Genomic DNA, 25,672 nt, shown 5'->3' on the forward strand with positions numbered 1-25,672 from the left:
GTATTGTCGCAGATACGTGGCTCGGACTGCCGCCAACCCGGTTGGAACCGCTTGCAGCGGGCGTCGGCATGTTTAATATGGTGCATAGCTGACATGGAGGCAGCCCCAATGCAGATGACCCCGCGGGATCCCATGCCCCGATTCCTGCTCGTCGAGGACGACACCATCAGTCGCGGCTTCTTCAAGGCCGCACTGGAGACCCTGCCCGCCGAGGTGGATACCGCCGATTCGCTGGCATCGGCGATGGACCGCGCACGCAGCGGCCAGCACGACCTGTGGCTGATCGACGTGAACCTGCCTGACGGCAACGGCACCCAGTTGCTGGAGCAGCTGCGCCGCTCGCGGCCGGACACCCCGGCGCTGGCGCATACCGCCGACGGCGATACCAGCATGCACGCGCGCCTGCGCGATGCCGGCTTCAGCGAAACGCTGGTCAAGCCGCTCACCGGCGAACAACTGCTCAAGGCGGTGCGTCGGGCGCTGGTCAACAGCCCCGGCAGCGCCCCGTCCCCCATCGGCGGCAGCGCCGAAGGCGAACGCCAGGACTGGGACGAGATCACCGCCCTGGCGGCCCTGAATGGCCAGCGCCATCACCTGATCGCCCTGCGCGAGCTGTTCCTGGCCGAGTTGCCCGGGGTCCGCGACGCGGTCGCGCAGGCCTTGCTGCAAGAGGACGTGCGTGCGCTGCACGGGCAGTTGCACCGGCTCCAGGCCAGTTGCGGCTTCGTCGGTGCGGCGCGGCTGGCCCGGGCGGTGCGACAGCTGCACCAGGCGCCGCAGTCCAGCGGGGCGCATACCCAGTTCCGTGCGGCGGTGGAATCATTGTTGCATTGAGGCCGAGGCAGCCGGGCATGGCCTGGCTCTACCGGGACTGCACGTAGCCGGGCATGGCCCGGCTCTACCAGGACTGCACTTGGCCGGGCATGGGCTGGCTCTACCGGGATCGCACGTAGCCGGGCATGGCCTGGCTCTACCGGGACTGCACTTGGCCGGGCATGGGCTGGCTCTACCGGGACCGCACGTAGCCGGGCGTGGCCCGGCTCTACCGGGCCGCGTTGGCGTGCCCTTTCCGCCCGGTCAGCGGCGGCGCGACAGGTCCTCGAGCATTTCCCATGACTTCAGGCCGCGCCCGCCCAGGTGGTGCAGCAGCACCGCGCGCATGCTCCGGCGCAGGCTGGCCAGGTCGTCGGCCCCCGGCAGGCGATCCTCGGCCAAGGCCAGCAAGGCGCTGCCGGTGGCCGTGCCCCGGCGCGGGTCGGCCCCCCGCTCGCTGAGCAGGCGGCGCGGCCCCTCCTGCGGATCCAGTTCGTAGCGGGCGGCCGGGTCGACCGGCTCGCCATCGCTGCCATGGGCCAGGTCGAAGCCGACGCCGAGGACGTCGAGCAGGTCGCGCTCGAACCGGCGCAGGGTCCAGGCCAGCGGTTCACCGTCGCGCAGCCGTTGCCGCACCAGGCCGTAGTGGTCGTATAGCTCGGGCAGCGGATCCTGGCGGGGCGCCAGCCGCATGATCAGTTCACTGATGTAGAAGCCGGCCAGCATGGCATCGCCACCGAGCCGCGGCGCGGCATCGAGTGCCTCGGCACCGCGCAACTGGGCCAGTTCACCGCGTTGCACGGCGCTGAAGCGGATCCACTGCAGCGGTTGCAGGGCCGCGCGCAGCGCCTGGCTGCGCGGACTGCTGACGCCACGCGCGAGCAGGCCGAGCCGGCCGTGCTGCTCGGTCAGGACTTCCACCAGCAGGCTGGTCTCCCGCCAGGCCCTGGCATGCAGCACGAAAGCGGGTTCGTCGTCGATGCGCATGGCTCAGCGGTCCACGGCAGGCAGGTGGCAGGCCGGCGGCCGTCGGTGGACGACACGCCTGCCCGGCTTATTCGTAGCCGAACGCCTTCAGCGCGGCCTCGTCGTCGGACCAGCCTTCACGCACGCGCACCCAGGTCTCCAGGAACACCTTGGCACCGAACAGCCGTTCCATCTGCATGCGCGACTTGGCGCCGATGTCCTTCAGGCGGGTGCCGCCCTTGCCGATCACAATCGCCTTCTGGCCCTCGCGCTCGACCCAGATCACCGCACCGATGCGCAGCAGGTTGCCGTCCTCGACGAAGCGCTCGATCTCCACCGTGGTGGCGTACGGCAGTTCCTCGCCCAGCTGACGCATCAACTGCTCGCGGACCAGTTCGCCGGCCAGGAAGCGCTGGCTGCGGTCGGTGATCTCATCTTCGCCGAACATCGGCGGCGCTTCCGGCAACAGCTTCAGCAGGTCGCGCACCAGGGCTTCCAGGCCATTGCGCTTCTGCGCCGAAATGGGATGAACGGCGGCGAACGTGCGGCCTTCGGTGACCTGCTGCAGGAACGGCAGCAGCGCGGCCTTGTCCTTCAGGCGGTCGACCTTGTTGACCACCAGCACCACCGGGATGCCCGAGTCACTGAGCACGTTGAAGGCCAGGGTGTCCTCCTCGTCCCAGCGCCCGGCTTCGATCACCAGCATGCCCGCGTCCACGCCTTCCAGCGAACCGCGCGCGGCGCGGTTCATGACCCGGTTCATGGCGCGTTTCTGCACCCGGTGCAGGCCGGGCGTGTCCACCAGCACCAACTGCCCTTCCGGGTAGCTGGCGATGCCGAGCAGCCGGTGCCGCGTGGTCTGCGGACGGTTGGACACGATGCTGACCTTGGCGCCCACCAGGGCGTTGGTCAGGGTGGATTTGCCGACGTTGGGGCGGCCGATGACCGCCACGCTGCCGCAATGATGGGAGGTTGCTTCGCTCACTTGGAATCCAGTTGCTCGAGGGCGGCCGCAGCCGCCTGTTGTTCGGCCAGCCGTCGCGAGGCACCTTCGCCTTCGGTGCTGACAGCGGGATCGGCTACGCCGCAGCGTACCCGGAAGGTCTTGGCATGGTCGTCACCCGACTCTGACAACAGCTCGTACAGCGGCAGCGTCCTCTGTCGGGCCTGCAGCCATTCCTGCAGGCGGGTCTTGGGGTCCTTCTCGGGCTTGCCGGTGGCCGGCAGCGCCTCCATCGAGGGACCGAACCAGGGCAGCACCACCTGCTGGCAGGCCGCGAAGCCGGCGTCGAGGTAGATCGCCGCCACCACCGCCTCCAGGGCGTCGGCCAGGATCGAATCGCGGCGATGGCCGCCGGTCTTCATTTCGCCAGGCCCCAGGATCAGCCGGTCGCCCAGCTCGAGGGTGCGGGCGATCACCGCCAGCGCGCCTTCGCGCACCAGCTCGGCGCGGGCACGGGTAAGCGCGCCCTCATCGGCCTTGGGCCAGCGCTGGTACAGCGCCTGGGCCACCATCATGTTGACGATGCTGTCGCCAAGGAACTCCAGCCGCTCGTTGTTCGGCGACCCGGCACTGCGATGCGTCAGGGCCTGCTGGAGCAGGCCCGGATCCTGGAAGGCGTGACCGATGCGGTCACCGCGTTGGAAAGTCTTAGTCGACACCGTTGAGGGTCAATTCCTGGTTCGTATCAAATTTGCCCACTACGTCGAGGTTGCCGATCAGTTCGCGGCGGACCTCGTAGTCGACCTTCATGTTCCAGCCACCGTCGATGCGATCGAACTTGACGTTGGCCGGCTTCACATTTTCCGAGTAGCTGATGTTCAGGCGCTTGAAGAACATGTCCTGCACGCGCGCCGGTTCCATCTTGCCCACGCCCGGCTCCTTGGCCAGGCCCTTGAGCGCCGAACGTACCGCGTAGTACTCCTGGTACATCGGGAACAGCTTCATGCCGATGTACAGGCCGAAACCAATCACGATCAGCACCACCAGGAACGAGGTCAAGGTCATGCCGCGCTGCGTGTTCATCGTCTTCATTGCGTTCTCCCCAGATACGCCTGTGCCATGGATCAATTGATACCCGTACCGATCCGCGACGGCTCGAAACCGTCCTTGCAGAACCAGCCCGAGCAGTTCAGCCAGATCAGGAACGCCTTGCCGCGGAGATTTTCCTCCGGCAGCAGGCCCCAGAAGCGGCCATCATCGCTGTTGTCACGGTTGTCGCCCATCACCAGGTACTTGCCGGCCGGCACGGTCCACTGGCCTTCGCCACGCGGGTACTCGGTCTCCAGCACGGTGTGGGTGCGGCCCGGCAGGTGCTCGACCAGCAGCTGGCTGCCCTCGCCCTGGCCACGGTGACCGGCGTACAGGCCCTTGTTGTCGTATTTGACCGGCTCGCCGTTGAGGATCAGGCCGTTGCCTTGGAACACGATCTGGTCGCCCGGCACGCCGATCACGCGCTTGATGAAGTTCTCGCCCTTGGCCGGATCGTTGTCCGAATGGCCCGGGAAGTGGAACACCACCACGTCGCCACGCTTGGGCTCGCCCAGCGGCACGACCTTGGCGTTGTTCAGCGGCAGGCGCAGGCCGTAGGAGAACTTGTTGACCAGGATGAAATCGCCGATCAGCAGGTTGGGCATCATCGAGCTGGACGGGATCTTGTAGGGCTCTGCGATGAAGCTGCGCACCACCAGCACGATCGCCAGCACCGGGAAGAACGCGCGCGCGTAGTCCACCAGCACCGGCTCGGTGTCCAGCAGCGAGGCACGGGCGGCACGCCGTTTGGCGAAGTACAGGCGGTCGGCCAGCAGGACCAGGCCCGAGCCCAGCGTCAATACGACCAGGAGGATCTCAAACAATTTCATGCAGTGTCCTTGGGAACGGTTGCAGCGGTGCGGATGCCTGTCCTGCGCGCCCGGCGGCACCAGGGCGGTGCCGCGCGGCGCGGGAGATGCCGTCCAGCCTTACTTGTCCATCTGCAGCACGGCCAGGAAGGCTTCCTGCGGGATTTCCACGCGGCCGACCTGCTTCATGCGCTTCTTGCCTTCCTTCTGCTTCTCCAACAGCTTCTTCTTGCGCGAAACGTCGCCACCATAGCACTTGGCCAGCACGTTCTTGCGCATGGCCTTGACCGTGGTGCGGGAGATGATCTGCGAGCCGACGGCGGCCTGGATCGCCACGTCGAACTGCTGGCGCGGGATCAGTTCCTTCATCTTCTCGCACAGCTCGCGGCCGCGGCGGTCGGCATGGCTGCGGTGCACGATCAGCGACAGTGCGTCGACCTTGTCGCCATTGATCAGCACGTCCACGCGGACGAACGGGCCGGCATCGAAGCGCACGAAGTGGTAATCCAGCGAGGCGTAGCCCCGGCTGACCGACTTGAGCTTGTCGAAGAAGTCCAGCACCACCTCGGCCATCGGCAGCTCATAGCTGATCTGCACCTGGCTGCCCAGGTAGTTGATGCCGATCTGGCTGCCGCGCTTCTCTTCGCACAGCTTGATGATGTTGCCGATGTACTCCTCGGGGGTGAGCACGTTGGCACGGATGATCGGCTCGCGGATCTCCTGCACATGGTTCACCGGCGGCAGCTTGGCCGGGTTGTCCATGTTGATGATCGTGCCGTCGGTCTTGAGCACCTCGTAGACCACGGTCGGCGCGGTGCTGATCAGGTCCAGGTTGTACTCGCGCTCCAGGCGCTCCTGCACGATTTCCATGTGCAGCATGCCCAGGAAGCCGCAACGGAAGCCGAAGCCCATCGCCTCGGAGCTTTCCGGCTCGAAGCGCAGCGCCGCGTCGTTCAGGCGCAGCTTGTCCAGCGCCTCGCGCAGATCCGGGTAGTCCTCGGCGTCGACCGGGAACAGGCCGGCGAACACGCGCGGCTGCATTTCCTGGAAGCCCGGCAGCGGCTTGGCGGCCGGGTCGGCGGCCAGGGTCAGGGTGTCGCCCACCGGCGCGCCATGCACGTCCTTGATGCTGGCCGTGACCCAGCCCACTTCACCGGCACGCAGCGCCGGCAGCACCTTGCGCTTGGGGGTGAACACGCCGACGTTGTCGACCTGGTGGGTGCGGCCGGTGGACATCACCTGCAGCTTGTCGCCGGCCTTGATCTGGCCCTGCATCACGCGCACCAGCGAGACCACGCCCAGGTAGTTGTCGAACCACGAGTCGATGATCAGCGCCTGCAGCTTGTCGGTATCGCGCGGCACCGGCGGCGGGATGCGATGCACGATCGCCTCCAGCACGTCGACCACGTTCAGGCCGGTCTTGGCACTGACCGCGACCGCGTCGGTGGCGTCGATGCCGATGACAGCCTCGATCTCGGCCTTGGCCCGGTCGATGTCGGCGGTGGGCAGGTCGATCTTGTTGATCACCGGCACCACTTCCAGCCCCTGCTCGACCGCCGTGTAGCAGTTGGCGACCGACTGCGCTTCCACGCCCTGGGCCGCGTCGACCACCAGCAGCGCGCCTTCGCAGGCGGCCAGCGAGCGGCTGACTTCATAGGAGAAGTCGACGTGCCCGGGGGTGTCGATGAAGTTCAGGTGGTAGGTCTGGCCGTCTTTGGCGACATACGGCAGCGAGACCGACTGGGCCTTGATGGTGATGCCACGCTCGCGCTCGATCGGGTTGGAGTCGAGCACCTGCGCCTCCATTTCGCGGGCCTGGAGGCCGCCGCAAAGCTGGATGATGCGATCGGCCAGCGTGGACTTGCCGTGGTCGACGTGGGCGATGATGGAGAAGTTGCGGATGAACCGCATCGAATCAGAAGACATAGGTGGCGGCGGCGCGTCGCGTCGTCAGGATGACTGCGGATTATCGCATGGCCGGCCCGATCCCGCGTGGGCCCGGCAGCGATTGTCGCCAACGCCCCCCCCAGAAACGACCGGGCCCGCCGAAGCGGGCCCGGAAACACAGGCGGGGCGGGCTTACTGCCCGGCCTTGACCGCCACGAAGGCGCTGTTGCCGTTGGCACGGACCAGCAACATGACCACGTCACCCTTGCTGTAACTGCCCAGCGCCTTGTTCAGCGCGGCCACGCTGCCGACCGGGGTCCGGCCGACCTGCAGCACCACCAGGCCCGGCGACAGGCCGGCGTCACGCGCGGACTGGCCGTTGACCCGGGTGATGCGGACACCCTCACCCGCCGACAGGCCCAGCTGCTGGCGCTGCGCGGCGGTCAGATCCGCCACCTCCAGCCCCAGCAGGGCGTTGGCGCCGGTTTCCGGCTTGGCCGTTTCCGCGGCCGGACGGGAGGCGCCCCGCTCGGCGTCCTCGGCGAGCTCGGTCAGGGTGGCGGTGATCTCCCGCTCCTTGCCATCGCGCAGCACGCTCAGGCGGACCTTGCTGCCCGGCGGCAGCGCGCCGATGGCCGGCGGCAGGTCACTGAAGGTAGTGATCGGGCTGCCATTGACCGAGCGGATCACGTCACCCGGCTCGATGCCGGCCTTGAGCGCCGCGCTGCCCGGGACCACTTCGTTGACCAGCGCACCGCGGCTGTCCGGCAGTCCCAGACCCTGTGCCTTGAGGCCATCGATCGGACCGACCGCTGCACCGAGCTGACCGCGGCTGACCCGGCCGGTCTTCTTGATCTGCTCCACCGCGCCCATCGCCAGGTCGATCGGGATCGCGAAGCTGATGCCCATGTAGCCGCCGGACGCAGAGAAGATCTGCGAATTGATGCCGACCACTTCGCCGCGGGTATTGAGCAGTGGACCGCCCGAATTGCCCTGGTTGATGGCCACGTCGGTCTGGATGAACGGCACGTAGCGCTGATCCGCACCACCGGTGCTGCGCCCGACCGCGCTTACCACGCCGGCGGTGACCGAGTGATCCAGGCCGAACGGCGAGCCGATCGCGACCACCCACTGCCCCGGCTTGAGCGTATTGGAATCGCCGACGCGCACGGTCGGCAGGTTCTTGCCGTCGATCTTGAGCAGGGCCACGTCGTACTGCTGGTCGCTGCCGACCACCTTGGCGGTGAACTCGCGGCGGTCGCCGAGCTTGACCTTCACTTCGCTGGCATCGGCGACCACGTGGTAGTTGGTCAGCACGTAGCCGTCGGCGGAGATGATGAAGCCCGAGCCCATGCCACGGCCCTGGATGCGCGGACTGTCGTCCTGGCCACCGGGGCCCTGCCCCGGCATCTGGAAGTCCGGGCCGAAGAAGCGCCGGAAGAATTCGGGCATCTCATCGTCGCCCCCCGGGCCCATGCCGCGGGCCGGGCGGTTGCTGCGCACGATGGTGGTTTCGACGTTGACCACGCCGGGCCCGACCTGTTCGACCAGGTTGGTGAAGTCCGGCAGGCCGCTGACCAGCTGCGGCGCGGGGGCGCGCGGCGCGGCGGCGGGGGCCGGGGCGGCAGGAGCGGCAGGTGCCGGCGCCTGGGCGCAGGCCATCAACGGCAGGGTCAGGGCCAGCAGGGTCATGGCCTGGCTACGCATGCGGGGAGTCATCGGGCGTCAGCCTCCGGATCGGGACGTGGGAAAAGCGGGGCCGTTCCGGCCAGGTGGCCGGACACGGGGGAGCGGGAACGGGGCGCGACGGCAGGACTCAGTCGCGATGCCGGCGCGGCGCGGGGGCGGCCGGGTCGACCTCCTGCAGGCGCGGCTCGAACGGGTAGAACGCGGCCTGCGGCTCCTGCGTGGAGAAACTCGCATTGAGCGCCCCACCGGCGGCCGGGGCCAGGGTCGAGCGCGGCCACGGCTTGGCCTGCAGGCTGGCGACGTCGCCGAACGGCAGCTGGCGGGCCGTGGCCGTAGCGACCGGAAGGCCGGGCGCCAGCGGCGTCTGGCTGGCCAGTGCGCGTTGCGGCTCGGCGCTCCGCTCGGCGGCACTGCGCGCGGCCTGCTGGGTGCGCGTGGCGCTGGCGCGACGGACCGCGGCCACCTCCTGGCGGCGGCCAGCCGCGGCGACTGCCGCCGCCGGCACCGCGGCCACCGCCACGGCGGACTGCACCGGCGCAGGCGGCGATGCCGGGGCCGGGGTCGGCGCCGGGGTCGGCCGTTCCGCCTGGCTGGCGATGACGGTGGTGGCCGCCGGTTGCAGCGGGGTCGGCGCCGGCAACTGCTCGCGGGTCATGAACATCGCCACTGCCGCCACCGATGCGGCCAGGGCGGCGCCACCGCCCCACCGCCGCCAACCACTGCGGCGGACCTCGCTGCGGCGTTCGGCATCGGGGCTGACGCGCTGCGGAAGCGGCTCCTCGGCCACGGCCAGGCGCACACGCCCGGCAAAGTCCAGCGGTGCCGGCGCGCAGGCCTGGCCGCGCAGCACGTCGCCCAGCAGCTGCCAGCGCTCGTGGCAGCCGGCCAGGGCATCGTCGTGCTCGAGCCGGCGCAGCATGAAGCGCGCCTCGTCGGCCGACAGCTCGCCGTCGATCAAGGCCGACAGCTGCTGTCGGTTATGGGCATCAAGTTTGTCCGGCGCGGTGCCGGTGGATCCAGGGGTAGGCATGTGTTGGCTCATACGCGGCTCTTCTCGCGGGTGGCACTGCCGATGTCCAGCAGTGGCCGAAGTTCGGTGTCGATCGCCTCGCGCGCCCGGAAGATCCGCGAGCGCACGGTGCCGATCGGGCACCCCATCTTCTGCGCGATCTCGTCATAGCTCAGCCCATCCACCTCGCGCAGGGTGATGGCCGATCGCAGTTCTTCCGGCAGCGCCGAGACGGCCTTCATCACCGTCTGTTCCAGCTCCTGGCGCATCAACTCGCGTTCCGGCGTGTCGGTGTCGCGCAGGCGGGTACCGCTGTCGAACTGCTCGGCGTCCCCGATGTCGATGTCATCGGTGGGCGGGCGGCGGTTATGGGCGGCGAGATGGTTCTTGGCAGTGTTCACGGCAATCCGGTGCAACCAGGTATAGAACTGGGCATCGCCACGGAAACTTCCGATCGCGCGATACGCGCGGACGAACGTGTCCTGGGCGACGTCCTGACATTCACTCCAGTCGGCGATGTAGCGCCCGATCAGTGCCACGATCCGATGCTGGTACTTGCGCACCAGGACATCGAACGCCGCACTCTCGCCGCGCTGCACGCGCCGGACCAGCTCCAGGTCCAGCTCCTGTGGTGTTTCAACCTCGGCCATGTGGGGCCGCACTCCTGTCAGCCCGACCGACGTCGAGCAATGAGACTGCCAATCCCGGGAAAAGTTCAGCGACCGATCACACGACGCCGCACCAGCTTTTAACCACCGTTCCGTTAAGGTTCCCGTTCACGGCAATGATCCGGGCCTGCCCTTCCCCAGCTATAGGGATTTGACGGGGAGGAAACAACCTCTGGATCATAGCCCCCTTCTCCATACACAACCGGATGGAACGTCCCCATGCTTTCAGGCTTCGATGGGCTCCGCTTCGCACATTGGCACCCGCAGATCCGTGATGATGGTGTCGTGGTGCTCAGCCTCGACCGCCAGGACAGCAGCGTCAACGCCATGTCCCAGGACGTGTTGCTGGAACTGGGTGACCTGATCGAACGGATCGGCATGGACCCGCCCAAGGCGGTGGTGATCCAGTCGATCAAGCCGGCCGGGTTCATCGCCGGTGCCGACCTGAAGGAGTTCCAGGAATTCGACCGCCGCGGCACCGTCAACGACGCCATCCGCCGCGGCCAGAGCACGTACCAGAAGCTGGCCGAACTGCCCTGCCCGACCGTGGCGGCCATCCACGGCCACTGCCTGGGCGGCGGCACCGAACTGGCCCTGGCCTGCCGCTACCGGGTGGCCTCCAATGACGCTTCCACCCGCATCGGCCTGCCTGAAACCCAGCTCGGCATCTTCCCCGGCTGGGGCGGCAGCTCGCGCCTGCCGCAGCTGGTGGGCGCTCCGGCGGCGATGGACATGATGCTGACCGGCCGCACCCTGTCGGCATCGGCCGCGCGCGGCATCGGCCTGGTCGACAAGGTCGTCGCCCCGGCGGTACTGCTGGATACGGCGGTGGCCCTGGCGCTGACCGGGACCACCCGCCCGTTCAAGCAGCGCGCGACCGCCTGGGCAACCAACACCTGGCTGGCGCGCAGGCTGCTGGCGCCGCAGATGGCCAAGCAGGTCGCGCGCAAGGCGAAGAAGGACCACTACCCGGCGCCGTACGCGCTGATCAACACCTGGGCACGCACGGGGGGCAGCCCGATCCAGGTGCGCCTGGACGCCGAGCGCCGCGCGGTGGTGAAGCTGGCCAGCACGCCCACCGCACGCAACCTGATCCGGATCTTCTTCCTCACCGAACGCCTCAAGGCACTCGGTGGCAAGGACCACGGCATCCGCCACGTTCACGTGGTCGGTGCCGGCGTGATGGGCGGCGACATCGCCGCGTGGTCGGCCTTCAAGGGCTTCAACGTGACCCTGCAGGACCGCGAGCAGCGCTTCATCGATCCGGCGATGGAACGTGCGCAGGCGCTGTTTGCCAAGAAGGTGAAGGACGACAGCAAGCGCCCGGCCGTGGCCGCCCGGCTCAAGGCCGACCTGGCCGGCGAAGGCGTGGCCCTGGCCGACCTGGTGATCGAGGCGATCATCGAGGATCCGCAGGCCAAGCGGTCGCTGTACCAGACGCTGGAGCCGAAGATGAAGGCCGACGCGCTGCTGACCACCAATACCTCCTCGATCCCGCTGATCGAACTGCGCGACCACATCGAGCGCCCGGCGCAGTTTGCCGGCCTGCACTACTTCAATCCGGTCGCGCAGATGCCGCTGGTGGAGATCATCCATCACGACGGGATGGCGCCGGAAACAGAGCGCCGCCTGGCCGCGTTCTGCAAGGCACTGGGCAAGTTCCCGGTGCCGGTGGCGGGTACCCCGGGCTTCCTGGTCAACCGCGTGCTGTTCCCGTACATGCTGGAAGCGGCCACCGCGTACGCCGAGGGCATTCCCGGTCCGGTCATCGACAAGGCGGCAGTGAAGTTCGGCATGCCGATGGGCCCGATCGAGCTGCTCGACACCGTCGGCCTGGACGTGGCCGCGGGCGTGGGCAAGGAACTGGCCCCCTTCCTGGGGCTGCAGATTCCGGCTGCGCTGCAGACTGTCGAGCAGGGCAAGCGCGGGAAGAAGGATGGCCAGGGCATCTATAAGTGGGAAAACGGGCGCGCGCAGAAGCCCGACGTGCCGGCCAACTACCAGGCCCCCGCCGACCTGGAAGACCGGCTGATCCTGCCGCTGCTCAACGAAGCGGTGGCGTGCCTGCATGACGGGGTGGTCGCCGATGCCGACCTGCTGGATGCCGGCGTGATCTTCGGTACCGGTTTCGCGCCGTTCCGCGGCGGTCCGATCCAGTACATCCGCGCCACCGGCGCCGATGCGCTGGTGGAGCGTTTGAAGGTGCTGCAGCAGCGTCACGGCGATCGCTTCGCCCCGCGCCCGGGCTGGGACGATGCCGTGTTGCGCGAGCCGGCGGTCTGAGTTTCCTGCCGACAACGATGCACTGACGACGCCACCGAAAGGTGGCGTTGTTTTTGGTTCTTCTCCCACTGGCGGGCGCGTCTTGTTCCAACCGTAAGAGAGGCCGCGCGGCGATGTGCGCGTTGTCGGTTGTTCCAGGCGTAGTGGGATTCTGGTGGCGTCTGCGCTCGGGTCTGCCGCGAGCGTCGGGGCCCCGTAGCAGCCGGTAGGCCCTTGGCGCAAATGTCCCCCGGCCGCGGGGTGGCCTTCTGCCTTGCTTTTGGTTCTTCTCCCACCTGAGGGAAGCGTCTTGTTGCAAGGGCGTTCGCAGAGTCGGCACGACGCGCGGGTGGACGAGCAGTGCCGGGCTCTGTCTTCGCTCGGGTCTGTCGCGAGCGTGAGGGGCCCCGTAGCAGCCGGTAGGCCCCTGGCGTAGTGTCCCCCGGCCGCGTAGCGACCTCCTCCTTTATTTTGCCCAGGGGCCTACCGGCTGCTACGGGGCTCGGCTTGCGGTACCGGTGAGGAGCGAGGCTTCTCTGACTTCTGTCGGTGGGTCGGGCGCTGGAGGCGAAATAAAGGAGGAAGGGCCGGCCGCAGGCCGACGCCGGGGCGTCGCTGGAAAGGGCATGGCACCCAGCGCCCGATCCACCGACAGCCGCACCTGGAAAGAGTCAAAGCACGCTTCTGCCTGCAATGAGGAAGGCAGAGGAACCCTGCGTTTTTGGGGCGCCCAGCGCAACACCCTGTTACCCGGGTGGGGCATGCGGCGGCCCCGCCTGCGTGCCATCCTGCACCCCTGCCCACGCCAGCGAGAAAGCCCGCATGACCACCATCATCGCCCCCCGCGTCCACGACATCGGCGGCCTGCAGGTGCGCCGCGCCGTGCCCACCCTGCAGGCGCGCAGCGTCGGGCCGTTCGTGTTCGTCGACCAGATGGGCCCGGCCGTCCTCGCCCCCGGCACCGGCATCGATGTCCGCCCGCACCCGCATATCGGCCTGGCCACCGTCACCTTCCTCTGGTCCGGTGCCATCGGCCACCGCGACACCCTCGGCTCGGACCAGGTGATCCGCCCCGGCGACGTCAACTGGATGACCGCCGGCCGCGGCATCGCCCACTCCGAACGTACCCCGCCGCCGGAACGCGAACACGACCACCCCATCCACGGTATGCAGACCTGGCTGGCCCTGCCCAAAAGCGCCGAAGAAACCGACCCGGCGTTCTACCACCATGCCGCCGCCACCCTGCCCCAGCAGCGCCGCGACGGCGCCTGGCTGCGCATCATCGCCGGCCGTGCCTACGGCGAGGAATCCCCGGTGAAGGTGTTCGCCGACACCCTCAACGTGGCCATCGACCTGGACCCCGGTGCGGAAATCGATCTGGACACCGGCCACGTGGAGCGCTCGCTCTACATCCTTGAAGGCGAAGCGCAGCTGGACGGCGTGGACCTGCCTGCCCAGCACCTGATCATCCCCGAGCACAACGCGCGCGGCCGCCTGCGCGCCAAGACCCCGGTCAAGGCGATGCTGATGGGGGGCGAGCCGCTCGATGCCCCGCGCCATCTGTGGTGGAACTTCGTCTCCAGCTCGCAGGAGCGCATCGAGCAGGCCAAACAGGACTGGGACGCCGGCCGCTTCGGCACCATCCCCGGCGACGACAAGGAATTCATTCCGCTGCCCAGCTACTGAGCGGACAACCGTTGGTCGGCGTCTTGACGGCGCCTTCACCCAGATGAACCGTGATTCAGCTACGTTCTGCCTGCCCGACCCGGGCATCTCGTGGAGAACGATCGATGAGCATGGGCAAACGTCTGGCCGCGGAGTTCCTCGGCACGTTCTGGCTGGTCCTTGGCGGCTGCGGCAGCGCCGTGCTGGCGGCCAAGTTCGGCGGTGATGGCAATCCGCTGGGCATCGGTTTCCTTGGCGTGGCACTGGCCTTCGGCCTGACCGTACTGACCGGCGCCTACGCGTTCGGCCACGTCTCCGGCGCGCACTTCAACCCGGCGGTCAGCGTGGGCCTGTGGGCCGGCGGCCGCTTCCCCGCCCGCGACCTGCTGCCCTACATCGTCGCCCAGGTGCTGGGCGGACTGCTCGCCGGCGCCATCCTCCTGCAGATTGCCTCCGGCGCGCCCGGCTTCGCCATCGATGGCAGCCAGGCCGGTGCGTTTGCCAGCAATGGCTACGGCGCGCTCTCGCCCGGCGGCTACAGCGTGGCCGCCGCGTTCCTGTGCGAAGTGGTGCTCACCGCCGTGTTCCTGGTGGTGATCATGGGCGCCACCCACGGCAAGGCCCCGGCAGGTTTCGCGCCGATCGCCATCGGCCTGGCCCTGACCCTGATCCACCTGATCAGCATCCCGGTGACCAACACCTCGGTAAACCCGGCCCGCTCCACCGCCGTGGCCGTCTTTGCCGGCAGTGGTGCGCTGGGCCAGCTGTGGCTGTTCTGGCTGGCCCCGTTGCTGGGCGGGATGATCGGCGGCATCGCCTACAAGTGGATCGGGGCAGAGCCGCGCTGAGTGTTTCCGGCCGGGGGCCGCCTGGGGCTCCCGGCCACCATTGGGATCACTTGAAACGGTTATTTGTAGATCCAGTCACATTCCGTTAAGGTCAGAATCACCGCGTCGTCACTTGGCAGACGGGGGGTTCCGGACGCGCACGGGGATGGCGCACTGTCGGCATGGGTTGTCTGCGGCCACCGGAATCACCTGCCAGGCGACCGTGCGGCCATTCCGACCTTGGGGGAACCAATGAACATCCTGCGCGCTGCCCTGTGCCTGAGCCTGTCGTTGTCCGCTGCGGCCGCGTCGGCCCAGTCGCCGACCGAATGTCCGTCCCTTCCCGCCAGCAGCGGCCTGCAATGGCAGCAGCAGGCGCAAGCCGATTTCCTGCTGTGCAAGGCCACCACCGGCGACGGTCGCGAGGTGTTGAGCCTGCTGCTCAGCGCGCGCAACCCGGACGTGCCGCTGACCCGGCCACTGCGCCAGGAAAAAGGCGTGTTCGCGGGCGAATCGCTGTACTGGTACCAGCCCGACCTGGGCGGCCAGGAGCCCCCGGGCTATGCAAACCGCCGCATCACGGTGGTGAAATTCGACAAGAACCGCTATGCGCAGATCTCGCTGTACGCCGGCGATGCGCAGGAGCTGGGTTCGCTGCAGACATTGACCCAAGGCATGAACCTGAACCCGACGGCGGTTGCCGCAGGGCGCTGACGGGGATGGGGATGACGCCGCCATCCCCGCGCGTCACCCACGGCGTCGACGTCACTGGTAGCGCCGAGCGATGCTCGGCGCGTGGCGTCATCCTGCCCGGCGGCTGCCCTGCGGCTGCCCGCGAGATCGGCACCGGAATGGGAAGCAGCCGAGCATGGCTCGGCTCTACTCCCGTGACGCTGGCGTCAGAAGCGGCCTTCCTGGAAATCGACGAAGGCCTGCATCAGTTCCTGCCGGGTGTTCATCACGAACGGACCGTGGCGCATCACGGGTTCGCGCAACGGGCGCCCCGCCACCAGGATCAGACGCGTCCCCTCGGCACCGGCCTGCAGCTGGAGCAACTCGCCCCCGCCCAGCACCGCCAGTTCCTGGCGCGCCACGGGGCGCGCTTCCTCGCCCTGCCCCACTGTCACCCCGCCTTCGAACACGTAGGCAAACGCGTTGTGCCCCTCGGGCAGCGCGTAGTCCCAGCGCGCGTCTGCGGCCAGGGTGATGTCCAGGTAGACCGGATCGGTCGCCGGCTGCGCGATCGGCCCGGCCACGTCACCGACCTGGCCCGCAATCACCTTCACCTGCACGCCCGCCGCCGGGGTGGCGACCGGAATGCGCTCCGGCGCGAATTCCTGGTACTTGGGGTCGGTCATCTTGTCGCGCGCCGGCAGGTTCACCCACAACTGGAAACCGCGCATCTGCCCCGATTCCTGCTCGGGCATTTCCGAATGCACCAGCCCGCGCCCGGCGGTCATCCACTGCACGCTGCCCGGGGTAAGCAGGCCTTCGTTGCCATGGTTGTCCTTGTGCCGCATGCGCCCGTCGAGCATGTAGGTGACCGTCTCGAAGCCCCGATGCGGATGGCTCGGGAAGCCGGCGATGTAGTCCTCGGCCCGGTCGGTGCCGAACTCGTCCAGCAGCAGGAATGGGTCCAGGTCGGGCAGCGACGGGCCACCGATCACCCGGGTCAGGCGCACGCCGGCACCGTCGGAGGTGGCCATGCCACGGATGGTGCGCTGCACGCGCACGGGGGTTGGGCTGCTCATTTCCACTCCTGCAAGAAGAACACCAGCCAACAAGATGGGCGCACACCGCCCAAGGGCCAATCGCCACGCCCGCAACCGATTGTTCCAGCCGTGGCGTTCGCAGCCCGTGCAGAGGCCGGCGTGGACGCAGCCGGTGGCCGTGCCGCGGCGTCGATCCCGTTGCGACCTACGACCAAAGTACTAGCGGCAAGCACCTGCGTTTGCATTGACCCCGTCGGTGCCAGGGCAGACTCTTACGACGATCTCCAGGGAGACGCAATCTCATGAAAGGTTTTTCCAAGCTCGGCTGGGCGGTGCTCGCGCTGCTCGGTGCGTTCTGTCTGGGCGTAGTCGCACTACGCCGCGGCGAACACATCAACGCGTTGTGGATCGTCGTCGCGGCGGTGTCGATCTACCTGATCGCCTACCGTTTCTACAGTCTGTTCATCGCCGACAAGGTGATGCAGCTGGATCCGACCCGGGCCACCCCGGCGGTACTCAACAACGATGGCCTGGACTACGTCCCGACCAACAAACACGTGCTGTTCGGCCACCATTTCGCCGCCATCGCCGGCGCCGGCCCGCTGGTCGGCCCGGTGCTCGCCGCACAGATGGGTTACCTGCCCGGCCTGTTGTGGCTGGTCGTCGGCGTGGTGCTGGCCGGCGCGGTGCAGGACTTCATGGTGCTGTTCATCTCCAGCCGCCGCAACGGGCGTTCGCTGGGTGACCTGGTCCGCGAGGAAATGGGCCAGGTACCCGGCACCATCGCCTTGTTCGGCGCCTTCCTGATCATGATCATCATCCTGGCGGTGTTGGCGATGGTGGTGGTCAAGGCGCTGGCCGAGAGTCCATGGGGCATGTTCACGGTGATCGCGACGATGCCCATCGCGATCCTGATGGGCGTGTACATGCGCTACATCCGGCCCGGCAAGATCGGCGAGATCTCGGTGGTGGGGTTGATCCTGCTGCTGGCCGCGATCTGGTTCGGCGGCAAGGTCGCCGCTGATCCGACCTGGGGCCCGGCCTTCACCTTCACCGGCATCCAGATCACCTGGATGCTGATCGGCTACGGCTTCGTCGCCTCGGTACTGCCGGTGTGGCTGCTGCTGGCCCCGCGCGACTATCTCTCCACCTTCCTCAAGATCGGCACCATCGTGGCGCTGGCGATCGGCATCCTGATCGTGATGCCGGAACTGAAGATGCCGGCGCTGACCCAGTTCGCGGCCAGCGGTGACGGCCCGGTGTGGAAGGGCGGGATGTTCCCGTTCCTGTTCATCACCATCGCCTGCGGCGCGGTCTCCGGTTTCCACGCGCTGATCGCCTCGGGCACCACGCCCAAGCTGTTGGCCAATGAGCGCCACATGCGCTACATCGGCTACGGCGGCATGCTGATGGAATCCTTCGTCGCGGTGATGGCGCTGGTGGCGGCCTCGATCATCGATCCGGGCATCTACTTCGCGATGAACAGCCCGGCATCGGTGATCGGTCCGGATGCGGTGTCGGCCGCGCACTACATCTCCACCACCTGGGGCTTTGCGATCACCCCCGAGCAGCTGGAGGCCACGGCGGTGGCGATCGGCGAGCCGACCATCCTGCACCGTGCCGGCGGCGCGCCGACGCTGGCGGTGGGCATCGCGCAGATCCTGCACCAGGCCATCCCCAGCGGCAGCAACGCGATGATGGCGTTCTGGTACCACTTCGCGATCCTGTTCGAAGCGCTGTTCATCCTGACCGCGGTCGACGCCGGTACCCGTGCCGGCCGCTTCATGCTGCAGGACCTGCTGGGCAACTTCATCCCCGCGCTGAAGAAGACCGAGTCGTGGACGGCCAACATCATCGCCACGGCCGGCTGCGTGGCGCTGTGGGGCTACCTGCTGTACACCGGCGTCAAGGATCCCTTCGGCGGCATCCAGACCTTGTGGCCGCTGTTCGGCATCTCCAACCAGATGCTGGCCGGTATCGCGCTGATGCTCGGCACGGTGGTGCTGTTCAAGATGAAGCGCGAGCGCTTTGCCTGGGTGACCGGCGTGCCGGCGGTGTGGCTGCTGATCTGCACCACCTACGCCGGGTTGATCAAGATCTTCGACAAGAATCCGGCCCAGGGCTTCCTGGCGCAGGCGCACAAGTTCCAGGACGCGATCGCCACCGGCACCATCACCGCGCCGGCCAAGAGCCTGGACCAGATGCACCAGATCGTGGTCAATGCCTACGTCAATACGAGCCTGACGGTGCTGTTCCTGTTCGTGGTGTTCTCGATCCTGTTCTATGCGATCAAGACCATCGTGCAGGCGCGACGCACCCCGCAGCGCACTGACAAGGAAACCCCGTACGTGGCACTGCAGCCGCACCAGATGGCGGACCTGTGATGAGTACCGAACTGGTTCCCGTTGGGCAGTACCAGGCGCATCGCCGGTTGTGGCGGCGCCTGGTGCAGACCGCGCGCCTGTGCTGCGGCATTCCCGACTACGACAACTACGTGCGCCATGTGCTGGAGAACCACCCGGACCGCGTGCCGATGGACTACAAGACCTTCTTCCGCGAGCGCCAGGAGGCGCGCTACGGCGGCAGGAATGGCGGCCGCTGCTGTTGAGCCGGGCGTGCGACTGAAACAGACAACGGCGGCGCGAAAGCGCCGCCGTTTTTTTCTGGGCTGCGATGCGATCCGCGCCGACACCGGCCGCGCGCGCATCACTCGGTGAGGGTCACCGCCGACAGCGTCACCTTGGCGTCGTTGGCCGCGCCCATGCGATCGGGGTAATTCTCGCCACGGCGCAGCAGGTAGAGGCTGTCCAGGTAATCGGTATCGTTGGCGAACCACGATGTCGGCATCGCCTTGAGGATGGCCCCGGCAATGTCGGCGACCACCGCGTACTCCGGCACGAACACGCCGAGCGCGGCCTTGACGCCATCGGTCAGTGCGATCAGCAGCGCCTGGTAGTTGGTATCGCCGTCGTCCTCGAAGAACTGCACGTTGGCTGCATCGAAACGGTAGTTGCCCCAGATCACCAGCGGCTGCCCAGGCGTGTAGTCGGTGTTGTCGTGATCCAGCCACGGCAGGGTGACCGTCGCCATTTCCGGCTCGGCCGCACCGATCTGCAGGCCGGAGACCACCGCGAACACCTCCGCGCCGCCGAGCGCCCAGGGCTCCTGGTCATCGGCCAGGCGGATGCGATCGAGCCGGGTGAGGTCCAGCGAGGCCGTGCCATCGGCCGCCACGCGGATCCGGTCCGGGGATTGCAGGCCGCGCGCCTGCAGCCCGGCGTTGACCACGGCCATGCCCTCCTGCACCGCCCTGCGTGTGTCGATGTCGACGATCAGGACCGGGAAGGTGGGGGCGATGCGAGCGTCGAGCACGTGGCTGCGGCCCTGCGCGTCGTATGCGGTCAGCGCGGTCCAGTGGCGGTCGTCGCCGCGCGGCAACACCGCCACCCACAGCTGCGACGCCGGCAGATCGGCGAGCCTGCGGCCCGCCGGCACATAGGCCCGTACCTGCAACAGGTCGGCGCCGTCAGCCGGCAGGCCCTTGCGCTGGCGCAACTGGCGGTCCTGCGCGGCCAGCGTCCGCGCGGCCTGGGTGCGGGCGCCGGGGTCGAAACGCGCCATGACCGCGGACAGGGCAACGCCGCGTTCGGGGCGGTCGGCCAGGGTCCCGGTCACGGCCGTGGCGAAGCCCGGTTGGGCGATGAGCGTGGCTACCTCACGGGCGCTGGCATCGGTGAGGCCATGGACATCGGCGCGCTCGGCGCGGGTGACCTGGGCAGATGCCGCTGCGCTGGCCAACATGACCAGCGCGGCGGCGCAGTAGCGGAATAGGGTCTGCGGTTTCATGCAACATCCTGTCTGGATGCCGATTGCCATCGGCGGTGACTGCCATCCGTGATGCTCCTCAACCCTACGGCGGCGCATCGACCGCACCTTACGGGGCAATCGCGGCAACGACCGATAACCAATCCACAGTTCAACCGCAGCGCGGGGTTTTCCTGCGGAACGTGCGAATCCCCGAACGGATCAGGCCCCGGCCATCCATTTCAGGATCAGGCCGGTGACGTAGGCCAGGCCGGTGCCGGTGGCATAGCCGACGGTGCCCAGCAGCACGCCAACCGGCGCCAGGCTGGGATGGAACGCAGCGGCCACGACCGGTGCCGAGGCGGCCGCGCCGATGTTGCCCTGCGAGCCGATGGCGAAGAAGAACAGCGGCGCGCGCAGCAGCTTGGCGGCGATCCACAGCACCAGGATGTGGGTGAGCATCCAGATCGCGCCGAGCGCGAACAGCCACGGGCGATCCAGCAGCGAGAGCAGGTCCATCTGCATGCCGATGCAGGCGATCAGGAAATACAGGAACACCGTGCCCAGCCGCGAGGCCCCGGCCGATTCGAGCCGGCGCGCACGGGTGAAGCTGAGGCCCAGGCCCAGTGCCGTGGACAGCAGCACCACCCAGACGAATGCGCTGTCCAGGCTGAACTGGCTGGCCCAACTGACGTTGGCCTTGAACCAGCCGCTCAGCGGCGCGGCGATGGCATGCGCCAGGCCGACGCCCCCCAGCGCAACGCCGACGATCACCATCAGGTCGGTCAGGGTGGGAATCCGGGCGTTCTGCGCCTCGTAAGCCGAAATCCGCGCCTTCATTTCATCGATGGCGCGGGTGTCGGCACCGTTGCGGGTATCGATCTGCTGGGCGCGGTTGGCCAGGAACAGCAGCACGGCCATCCACAGGCTGGCGCACGCCACGTCGACCACCGCGAACTGCCCGAAGGTGGTGGCGTCGGTGCCGAACACTTCGCGCATCGCCACCATGTTGGCACCGCCACCGATCCAGCTGCCGGCCAGTGCGGCCATGCCGGCCCAGGTGTCGCCGGCCACGGTTTCCGGGTGGATCCAGGACATCAGCTGGAACGACACCACCGCGCCAAGCATGATGCCCAGCGTACCGACGCAGAACATGATCAGCAGCTTGGGACCGAGCTTGATGACGCCCTTGAGGTCGATCGACAGGGTCAGCAGCACCAGCGCGGCAGGCAGCAGCACGTCGCGTGCGATCGGGTTGTACAGCGCGGTGTTGTGGCCATCGATGAGGCCGGTGGTGTTGTAGATGGCCGGGATGAAGTAGCACAGCAGCAGCGCTGGCACCCAGGCGAAGATCTTCTTCAGCAGCGGCGTCGGGCCACTGGCGGCCCAGAAAATCACCGCAAGCGTGGCCGCGATGAGGCCAAGTCCGACGATGTCGCTGCTGATCAGGGCGGTACTGGTTTCGGTCGGCATCTTGCCATCCTCTGTCGATCGAAGAAAAAAAAGCGCCGCATAAAGCGGCGCGATCCAGAGGTTAACATCATCTTCACGCTGCGCCACCCTGCGCTGCAGCGCGCGCCGCGCTACGTCGCCGCAGGCCTGCCGCCGGGCAGCGATGCGCCCAGGTCCAGGATGACGCGGGTGCCACGCGGCGCGCAGGGTTCGATCTGCAGCGCCCAACCGAGGTGATCGCAGAGCTTGGCGATGAGCTCCAGGCCGATGCCGCCCTGCTCGTTGCGATCGCCGCGCGCCATCCGCGCATGCACCGCGGCGATCTCCTCCGGGCTCATGCCGTGGCCGGGGTCCTGCAGCGTGACCACGGCCGCGGCCGACAACTGGATGTGGATGGTGCCGCGGCCGCTGTTCTCGATCGCATTGCGCAGCAGGTTGCCGATGGCTGCCTGCACCACGCCCAGCGGCGCGAAGATCTCCACCGGTGCCAGCCCGTCCACCTCGATGCGCAGGTCCTTGTCGCCCATCAGGTGGCGGTGGTCCTCGATGATGTCCGGCACCAGCTGCTGCAGCGCGATGCGCTCGCCGAGCGCGACCAGGCGTGCCGGATCGCGCGCCAGCACCAGCAGCAGCTGGATCAGCTGCTCCACGCCCTGCGCGGTGCGATGCACGCGCTGCATCTGTACCCGCGCGCGGTCCGGCAGGGCGGGCTGGCCCAACGCCAGTTCGGCCGCGCCGGTGATCACCGCGATCGGGGTGCGCAGCTCATGGCTGGTGGTGGTGATGAAGGCGCGCTCGCGTTCGACGAACTGCTCGTTGCGGGCCAGGTAATCGTTGACCGCGTCGGCGATCACATACAACTCCGAACTGCCGCGCGGGTCCACCACCACCCGCTGCCCCGGCACCCCGGGCTTGAGGTGGTCGATGCGCGTGGCCAGCGAGCTGAGCGGACGCACCAGCCGGCTGACACCGAACGACGCCATCAGCACGGTCACGATGATCATCACCACGCCGGCAAGCATCACCCAGCGCGTGGCGAATTCCTCCAGTTCGTGGAAATCGTTGATATCCAGCACCAGCGCCAGCCGGCCCAGGCTCCCGGTATCGCGGACCATGACCGCACTCGCGCGATCGTTGACCAGCACGCCGTCGTGCAGCCCGGGATGCAGCGTGCGCAGGCTCTCGGGAACGCCGGCGCTGCCGTCGATGGTGAACAGCCGCAGCGTGTCCGAGTCCTGCCAGCGGTAATGCGGTTCGTGCTCGATGTGGTTGACGATGCTGTCCAGCTCGGAATTGAGCAGTGCGCGCCAGGCCGAATGCTCGGCGTGTTCGTGCACGTAGTTGCCGACGCTGAAGACGGCGATCGAGATCATCGCCAGGTACGCCAGCAGCCACCACACCAGGCGGCGATGCAGGGGCGCGGGCTTACGCGGTTTCATTGCTGGCGTCCGTGCCGACCAGGCCCAGCCGGTAGCCCACGCGCGGCAGGGTGTGGATCAACTTCTGCGCGGAGGCGCCGTCCACGCTGCGACGCAGCTCGTACACATGCGAACGCAGCAGGTCGCCATCCGGCGGCTCATCCCCCCACAAGGCGAACTCCAGCTGCTGCCGGGTCACCGCGGCGGGGCTGGCGCGCATCAGCACTTCCAGCAGCTTGCGGCAGGCCGGGTACAGGTGCAGCACCTTGCCGTCGCGATAGGCGTCCAGCGTGGCCAGGTCCAGCTTGAGATCGGCCACTTCCAGCACTTTGCGCGGATTGCGCCCATGCGCGCGGACCATCAGCGCCTCCAGGCGCACTTCCAGCTCGGGCAGCGCGAACGGCTTGGTCAGGTAGTCGTCGGCGCCGGCGCGGAAGCCGGCGATCTTGTCGGGCAGCTCATCGCGCGCGGTGAGCATGATCACCGGCACTTCCGAACCATGTTCGGCGCGCAGCCGGCGCAACACTTCCGGCCCCTCCATGCGCGGCAGCATCCAGTCCAGGATGACCGCGTCGTAGGCGTGGCTCACCGCCAGGTGCAGGCCGGTGACGCCGTCCGGCGCGACGTCCAGCACGTGGCCCAGCGATTCGAAGTAGTCGAACAGGTTGGCGACGAGCTGGCGGTTGTCTTCAATGACAAGGAGCCGCATGGCAGACTCTCGTGGACGGATCGGCGCATGGTAGCCCGATCCATGTCGGAATCCGGTCGCAATGGGCCGTTCCGACGCTTTTCCTACGCTGTCGGGGAGACAGTGGCGGTTTTGCCGAAGAGCCCTGACATGCCCGACGCATCGTTGCTGCGCCACCGCTGGCGGATCCTGCTCTGCGCGGGCATCGTGCTGGCCCTGCTGGCCGGGATCGGCATGCGCCAGCCCTCCCCGCCGGACGAGCCACGCTTCGTGCTGGCCGCCCGCGCGATGGTGGACAGCGGCCACTGGCTGCTGCCGCACCGGGGCAGCGAGCTCTATGCGGAGAAGCCGCCGGTCTTCATGTGGATGCAGGCGGCCAGCCACGCCGTGTTCGGCGGCTGGAACCTGGCCTTCCTGGTGCCTTCGCTGCTGGCGGCCCTGCTGACCCTCTGGCTGACCTGGGACCTGGCGCGACGGCTGTGGAACCGACGGGTGGCCGGGTGGGCAGTGCTCGCCTTGTTCAGCTGCCTGCAGTTCGGCCTGATGGCCAAGCGCGCGCAGATCGACATGGTGCTGGTGGGCATGACCACGCTGGCCATGTGGGGCCTGATGCGGCACCTGCTCGAGGCCCCCAACCGGCGTGCGTTGTGGATCGCCGGCGCCGCCGCCGGGCTGGGCACGGTCACCAAGGGGGTGGGCTTCCTGCCGCTGCTGGTGCTGCTGCCGTGGGCGCTGTGGCGCTGGCGCATGCGCGGCGTGGACGACGGCCGGCGCGGGCGCGGGCCGGCGCTGTGGTGGCTGCTGCCGGCGTTCCTGCTGGGCACGGCGGTATGGCTGGCACCGCTCGGGATCGCCCTGCTGCTGGACCCCGATCCGACCCTGCAGGCATATGCACGCGAACTGCTGTTCAAGCAGACCGGTACCCGCTACGCCAATGCCTGGCACCACGTGCAACCGGCCTGGTACTACCTGCAGGTGATGGCCACGCTGTGGCTGCCCGGCAGCCTGTTGCTGCCGGCCCTTCTGCCGGCCTGGTGGCGGCGCCTGAAGCGGCTGGACGGGCGCTACTGGCTGCTGCTGGGCTGGGCGGTGCTGGTCCTGCTGTTCTTCAGCGCCAGCCCGGGCAAGCGCGAGGTCTACATCTTCCCGATGCTGCCCCTGCTGTGCGCGGCCGCCGCGCCCCTGCTGCCGGGCCTGCTGCGTCGCGCGGGCGCGCGCTGGCTGCTGCTTGCCTACGTGGTCGTGCTTGCGGTGGCCGCGCTGGTGATCGGCGGGCAACTGCTCGCGGGCAGCGCATGGGCACACGCACAACTGGCCCGGCGTGAGATGCCCGACAGCCTGCTACCGCTGTTGGGCGGCTGGCTGCTTGGCTTCGGCGTGCTGCTGGGCGGGTTGGCCCTGTGGCTGCGCCAGCGCCGCGCGGGGCTGCTGGTGGTGCTGACCGCGTTGCTGCTCTGGAACCTGTATGGCTGGGGACTGATGCCGGCGCTGGACCCGTACAGCTCCGCCTCCGCGTTGATGCAGCGCGTGGGGCAACGGATCGGGCCGGACGCGGAACTGGGGCTGGTGGCCTGGCGCGAACAGAACCTGCTGCAGGCCGACCGCAAGGTTGCCGAATTCGGCTTCAAGCGCCCGTGGGACCAGCAATGGCAGGATGCCGGGCCGTGGCTTGCGCAGGCCCCGGCACGGCGCTGGCTGCTGGTGCTGGACGAGGCGGTGAGCCCGTGCGTGGACCGCGCGCGGACCATTGCCATCGGCAGCAGCAACCGCAATCGCTGGGTGCTGGTGCCGGGCGCCGCCTATCGCAGTGACTGCCAGTCGCATCTGCCGTCGGACGCGGCCGACGACGGGCAGGACTGAACGAATGTCGTCCCTGGCCGCGGTTTAACCGATGGCCAACACCGCTCCGACCAGTCTCCGACAACGCGCTGACGACCATGGCCGCGGATCATCCCGCCGACCTCCCCGCCC

The 25,672-nt window shown here is 68.2% G+C and carries 22 protein-coding genes; 8 read left to right on the plus strand and 14 right to left on the minus strand.

Going from position 1 to position 25,672, the window contains the following annotated elements; genetic code table 11:
- Positions 1–108: 108 nt before the first annotated feature.
- Positions 109–834, plus strand: coding sequence for a hybrid sensor histidine kinase/response regulator (locus M2421_RS08985; protein ID WP_259206084.1), 726 nt, complete (start codon positions 109–111; stop codon positions 832–834).
- 243 nt (positions 835–1,077) lie between these two features.
- Here M2421_RS08985 and recO read toward each other — a convergent pair whose 3' ends face one another.
- The 9 genes from recO to rpoE form a co-directional block, all read right to left on the minus strand.
- Positions 1,078–1,800 (minus strand): DNA repair protein RecO, encoded by a 723-nt coding sequence (gene recO / locus M2421_RS08990; RefSeq protein ID WP_259206087.1) that lies wholly within the window; start codon positions 1,798–1,800, stop codon positions 1,078–1,080.
- Positions 1,801–1,867: 67 nt separating this feature from the next.
- On the minus strand, positions 1,868–2,764 hold the full coding sequence (gene era, locus M2421_RS08995) for a GTPase Era (RefSeq protein ID WP_259206089.1): 897 nt from the start codon (positions 2,762–2,764) through the stop codon (positions 1,868–1,870).
- Positions 2,761–3,441, minus strand: coding sequence for a ribonuclease III (gene rnc, locus M2421_RS09000; protein WP_259206094.1), 681 nt, complete (start codon positions 3,439–3,441; stop codon positions 2,761–2,763). Before rnc ends, era begins: the two co-directional genes overlap by 4 nt.
- Positions 3,431–3,814, minus strand: coding sequence for a DUF4845 domain-containing protein (locus tag M2421_RS09005; RefSeq protein WP_259206096.1), 384 nt, complete (start codon positions 3,812–3,814; stop codon positions 3,431–3,433). The genes rnc and M2421_RS09005 overlap by 11 nt, the downstream gene beginning before the upstream one ends.
- Before the next feature lie 32 nt (positions 3,815–3,846).
- Positions 3,847–4,641, minus strand: a complete 795-nt coding sequence (gene lepB, locus M2421_RS09010) for a signal peptidase I (RefSeq protein ID WP_259206103.1) — start codon at positions 4,639–4,641, stop codon at positions 3,847–3,849.
- Positions 4,642–4,740: 99 nt separating this feature from the next.
- Entirely contained in the window at positions 4,741–6,531 is a 1,791-nt protein-coding gene (lepA, locus tag M2421_RS09015) for a translation elongation factor 4 (RefSeq protein WP_259206518.1), read from the minus strand.
- 168 nt (positions 6,532–6,699) lie between these two features.
- Positions 6,700–8,226 carry a DegQ family serine endoprotease gene (locus M2421_RS09020; RefSeq protein WP_259206105.1) on the minus strand — a complete coding sequence of 509 codons (1,527 nt, stop codon included), beginning with the start codon at positions 8,224–8,226 and terminating at the stop codon, positions 6,700–6,702.
- Positions 8,227–8,323: 97 nt separating this feature from the next.
- A complete protein-coding gene (locus M2421_RS09025; RefSeq protein ID WP_259206106.1) occupies positions 8,324–9,226 on the minus strand; it encodes a sigma-E factor negative regulatory protein in 903 nt (300 codons plus the stop codon).
- 8 nt (positions 9,227–9,234) lie between these two features.
- Entirely contained in the window at positions 9,235–9,855 is a 621-nt protein-coding gene (gene rpoE, locus M2421_RS09030; RefSeq protein ID WP_259206109.1) for an RNA polymerase sigma factor RpoE, read from the minus strand.
- Positions 9,856–10,092: 237 nt separating this feature from the next.
- Here rpoE and M2421_RS09035 point away from each other — a divergent pair, with 237 nt between their 5' ends.
- From M2421_RS09035 to M2421_RS09050, 4 genes are all read left to right on the plus strand, one after another.
- The gene (locus M2421_RS09035) at positions 10,093–12,156 is read left to right on the plus strand and encodes a 3-hydroxyacyl-CoA dehydrogenase NAD-binding domain-containing protein (protein ID WP_259206110.1); all 2,064 of its coding nucleotides are present in this window, start codon (positions 10,093–10,095) and stop codon (positions 12,154–12,156) included.
- An 801-nt stretch (positions 12,157–12,957) separates the two neighbouring features.
- The gene (locus M2421_RS09040; RefSeq protein ID WP_259206116.1) at positions 12,958–13,821 is read left to right on the plus strand and encodes a pirin family protein; all 864 of its coding nucleotides are present in this window, start codon (positions 12,958–12,960) and stop codon (positions 13,819–13,821) included.
- A gap of 104 nt (positions 13,822–13,925) precedes the next feature.
- Positions 13,926–14,648 carry an aquaporin Z gene (aqpZ, locus tag M2421_RS09045; RefSeq protein ID WP_259206118.1) on the plus strand — a complete coding sequence of 241 codons (723 nt, stop codon included), beginning with the start codon at positions 13,926–13,928 and terminating at the stop codon, positions 14,646–14,648.
- 231 nt (positions 14,649–14,879) lie between these two features.
- Positions 14,880–15,341 carry a hypothetical protein gene (locus M2421_RS09050; protein WP_259206120.1) on the plus strand — a complete coding sequence of 154 codons (462 nt, stop codon included), beginning with the start codon at positions 14,880–14,882 and terminating at the stop codon, positions 15,339–15,341.
- 185 nt (positions 15,342–15,526) lie between these two features.
- Here M2421_RS09050 and M2421_RS09055 read toward each other — a convergent pair whose 3' ends face one another.
- Positions 15,527–16,378: a pirin family protein gene (locus M2421_RS09055; RefSeq protein WP_259206122.1), complete on the minus strand. Its 852-nt coding sequence runs from the start codon at positions 16,376–16,378 to the stop codon at positions 15,527–15,529.
- Positions 16,379–16,641: 263 nt separating this feature from the next.
- Here M2421_RS09055 and M2421_RS09060 point away from each other — a divergent pair, with 263 nt between their 5' ends.
- Complete coding sequence (locus M2421_RS09060) at positions 16,642–18,723, plus strand: carbon starvation CstA family protein (protein ID WP_259206123.1); 2,082 nt, start codon at positions 16,642–16,644, stop codon at positions 18,721–18,723.
- On the plus strand, positions 18,723–18,947 hold the full coding sequence (locus M2421_RS09065; protein WP_256775765.1) for a CstA-like transporter-associated (seleno)protein: 225 nt from the start codon (positions 18,723–18,725) through the stop codon (positions 18,945–18,947). The genes M2421_RS09060 and M2421_RS09065 overlap by 1 nt, the downstream gene beginning before the upstream one ends.
- 98 nt (positions 18,948–19,045) lie before the next feature.
- Here M2421_RS09065 and M2421_RS09070 read toward each other — a convergent pair whose 3' ends face one another.
- The 4 genes from M2421_RS09070 to M2421_RS09085 all read right to left on the minus strand — a co-directional run bounded on the left by M2421_RS09070 (position 19,046) and on the right by M2421_RS09085 (position 23,722).
- Positions 19,046–20,185 carry a DUF3103 domain-containing protein gene (locus M2421_RS09070; protein WP_259206127.1) on the minus strand — a complete coding sequence of 380 codons (1,140 nt, stop codon included), beginning with the start codon at positions 20,183–20,185 and terminating at the stop codon, positions 19,046–19,048.
- Positions 20,186–20,365: 180 nt separating this feature from the next.
- Positions 20,366–21,616, minus strand: a complete 1,251-nt coding sequence (locus M2421_RS09075; RefSeq protein ID WP_259206131.1) for a DUF819 family protein — start codon at positions 21,614–21,616, stop codon at positions 20,366–20,368.
- Positions 21,617–21,726: 110 nt separating this feature from the next.
- Positions 21,727–23,034 (minus strand): HAMP domain-containing sensor histidine kinase, encoded by a 1,308-nt coding sequence (locus tag M2421_RS09080; protein WP_259206133.1) that lies wholly within the window; start codon positions 23,032–23,034, stop codon positions 21,727–21,729.
- Entirely contained in the window at positions 23,021–23,722 is a 702-nt protein-coding gene (locus M2421_RS09085; RefSeq protein ID WP_259206135.1) for a response regulator transcription factor, read from the minus strand. The genes M2421_RS09080 and M2421_RS09085 overlap by 14 nt, the downstream gene beginning before the upstream one ends.
- A 129-nt stretch (positions 23,723–23,851) precedes the next feature.
- Between M2421_RS09085 and M2421_RS09090 the strand changes: the two genes are divergently transcribed.
- Positions 23,852–25,561 carry a glycosyltransferase family 39 protein gene (locus tag M2421_RS09090; RefSeq protein ID WP_259206138.1) on the plus strand — a complete coding sequence of 570 codons (1,710 nt, stop codon included), beginning with the start codon at positions 23,852–23,854 and terminating at the stop codon, positions 25,559–25,561.
- Positions 25,562–25,672: the final 111 nt, after the last annotated feature.

This window comes from Stenotrophomonas sp. BIGb0135, assembly GCF_024810105.1.
Classification (GTDB): domain Bacteria; phylum Pseudomonadota; class Gammaproteobacteria; order Xanthomonadales; family Xanthomonadaceae; genus Stenotrophomonas; species Stenotrophomonas maltophilia_AB.

Excerpts from the sequence above, each read along its gene's own strand:
- M2421_RS08985 (WP_259206084.1), top strand. The coding sequence starts at position 109 with ATGCAGATGACCCCGCGGGATCCCATGCCCCGATTCCTGCTCGTCGAG.
- recO (WP_259206087.1), bottom strand. The coding sequence starts at position 1,800 with ATGCGCATCGACGACGAACCCGCTTTCGTGCTGCATGCCAGGGCCTGG.
- M2421_RS09005 (WP_259206096.1), bottom strand. The coding sequence starts at position 3,814 with ATGAAGACGATGAACACGCAGCGCGGCATGACCTTGACCTCGTTCCTG.
- lepB (WP_259206103.1), bottom strand. The coding sequence starts at position 4,641 with ATGAAATTGTTTGAGATCCTCCTGGTCGTATTGACGCTGGGCTCGGGC.
- lepA (WP_259206518.1), bottom strand. The coding sequence starts at position 6,531 with ATGCGGTTCATCCGCAACTTCTCCATCATCGCCCACGTCGACCACGGC.
- M2421_RS09020 (WP_259206105.1), bottom strand. The coding sequence starts at position 8,226 with ATGACTCCCCGCATGCGTAGCCAGGCCATGACCCTGCTGGCCCTGACC.
- M2421_RS09025 (WP_259206106.1), bottom strand. The coding sequence starts at position 9,226 with ATGCCTACCCCTGGATCCACCGGCACCGCGCCGGACAAACTTGATGCC.
- rpoE (WP_259206109.1), bottom strand. The coding sequence starts at position 9,855 with ATGGCCGAGGTTGAAACACCACAGGAGCTGGACCTGGAGCTGGTCCGG.
- M2421_RS09035 (WP_259206110.1), top strand. The coding sequence starts at position 10,093 with ATGCTTTCAGGCTTCGATGGGCTCCGCTTCGCACATTGGCACCCGCAG.
- M2421_RS09040 (WP_259206116.1), top strand. The coding sequence starts at position 12,958 with ATGACCACCATCATCGCCCCCCGCGTCCACGACATCGGCGGCCTGCAG.
- aqpZ (WP_259206118.1), top strand. The coding sequence starts at position 13,926 with ATGAGCATGGGCAAACGTCTGGCCGCGGAGTTCCTCGGCACGTTCTGG.
- M2421_RS09050 (WP_259206120.1), top strand. The coding sequence starts at position 14,880 with ATGAACATCCTGCGCGCTGCCCTGTGCCTGAGCCTGTCGTTGTCCGCT.
- M2421_RS09055 (WP_259206122.1), bottom strand. The coding sequence starts at position 16,378 with ATGAGCAGCCCAACCCCCGTGCGCGTGCAGCGCACCATCCGTGGCATG.
- M2421_RS09060 (WP_259206123.1), top strand. The coding sequence starts at position 16,642 with ATGAAAGGTTTTTCCAAGCTCGGCTGGGCGGTGCTCGCGCTGCTCGGT.
- M2421_RS09065 (WP_256775765.1), top strand. The coding sequence starts at position 18,723 with ATGAGTACCGAACTGGTTCCCGTTGGGCAGTACCAGGCGCATCGCCGG.
- M2421_RS09070 (WP_259206127.1), bottom strand. The coding sequence starts at position 20,185 with ATGAAACCGCAGACCCTATTCCGCTACTGCGCCGCCGCGCTGGTCATG.
- M2421_RS09075 (WP_259206131.1), bottom strand. The coding sequence starts at position 21,616 with ATGCCGACCGAAACCAGTACCGCCCTGATCAGCAGCGACATCGTCGGA.
- M2421_RS09080 (WP_259206133.1), bottom strand. The coding sequence starts at position 23,034 with ATGAAACCGCGTAAGCCCGCGCCCCTGCATCGCCGCCTGGTGTGGTGG.
- M2421_RS09085 (WP_259206135.1), bottom strand. The coding sequence starts at position 23,722 with ATGCGGCTCCTTGTCATTGAAGACAACCGCCAGCTCGTCGCCAACCTG.
- M2421_RS09090 (WP_259206138.1), top strand. The coding sequence starts at position 23,852 with ATGCCCGACGCATCGTTGCTGCGCCACCGCTGGCGGATCCTGCTCTGC.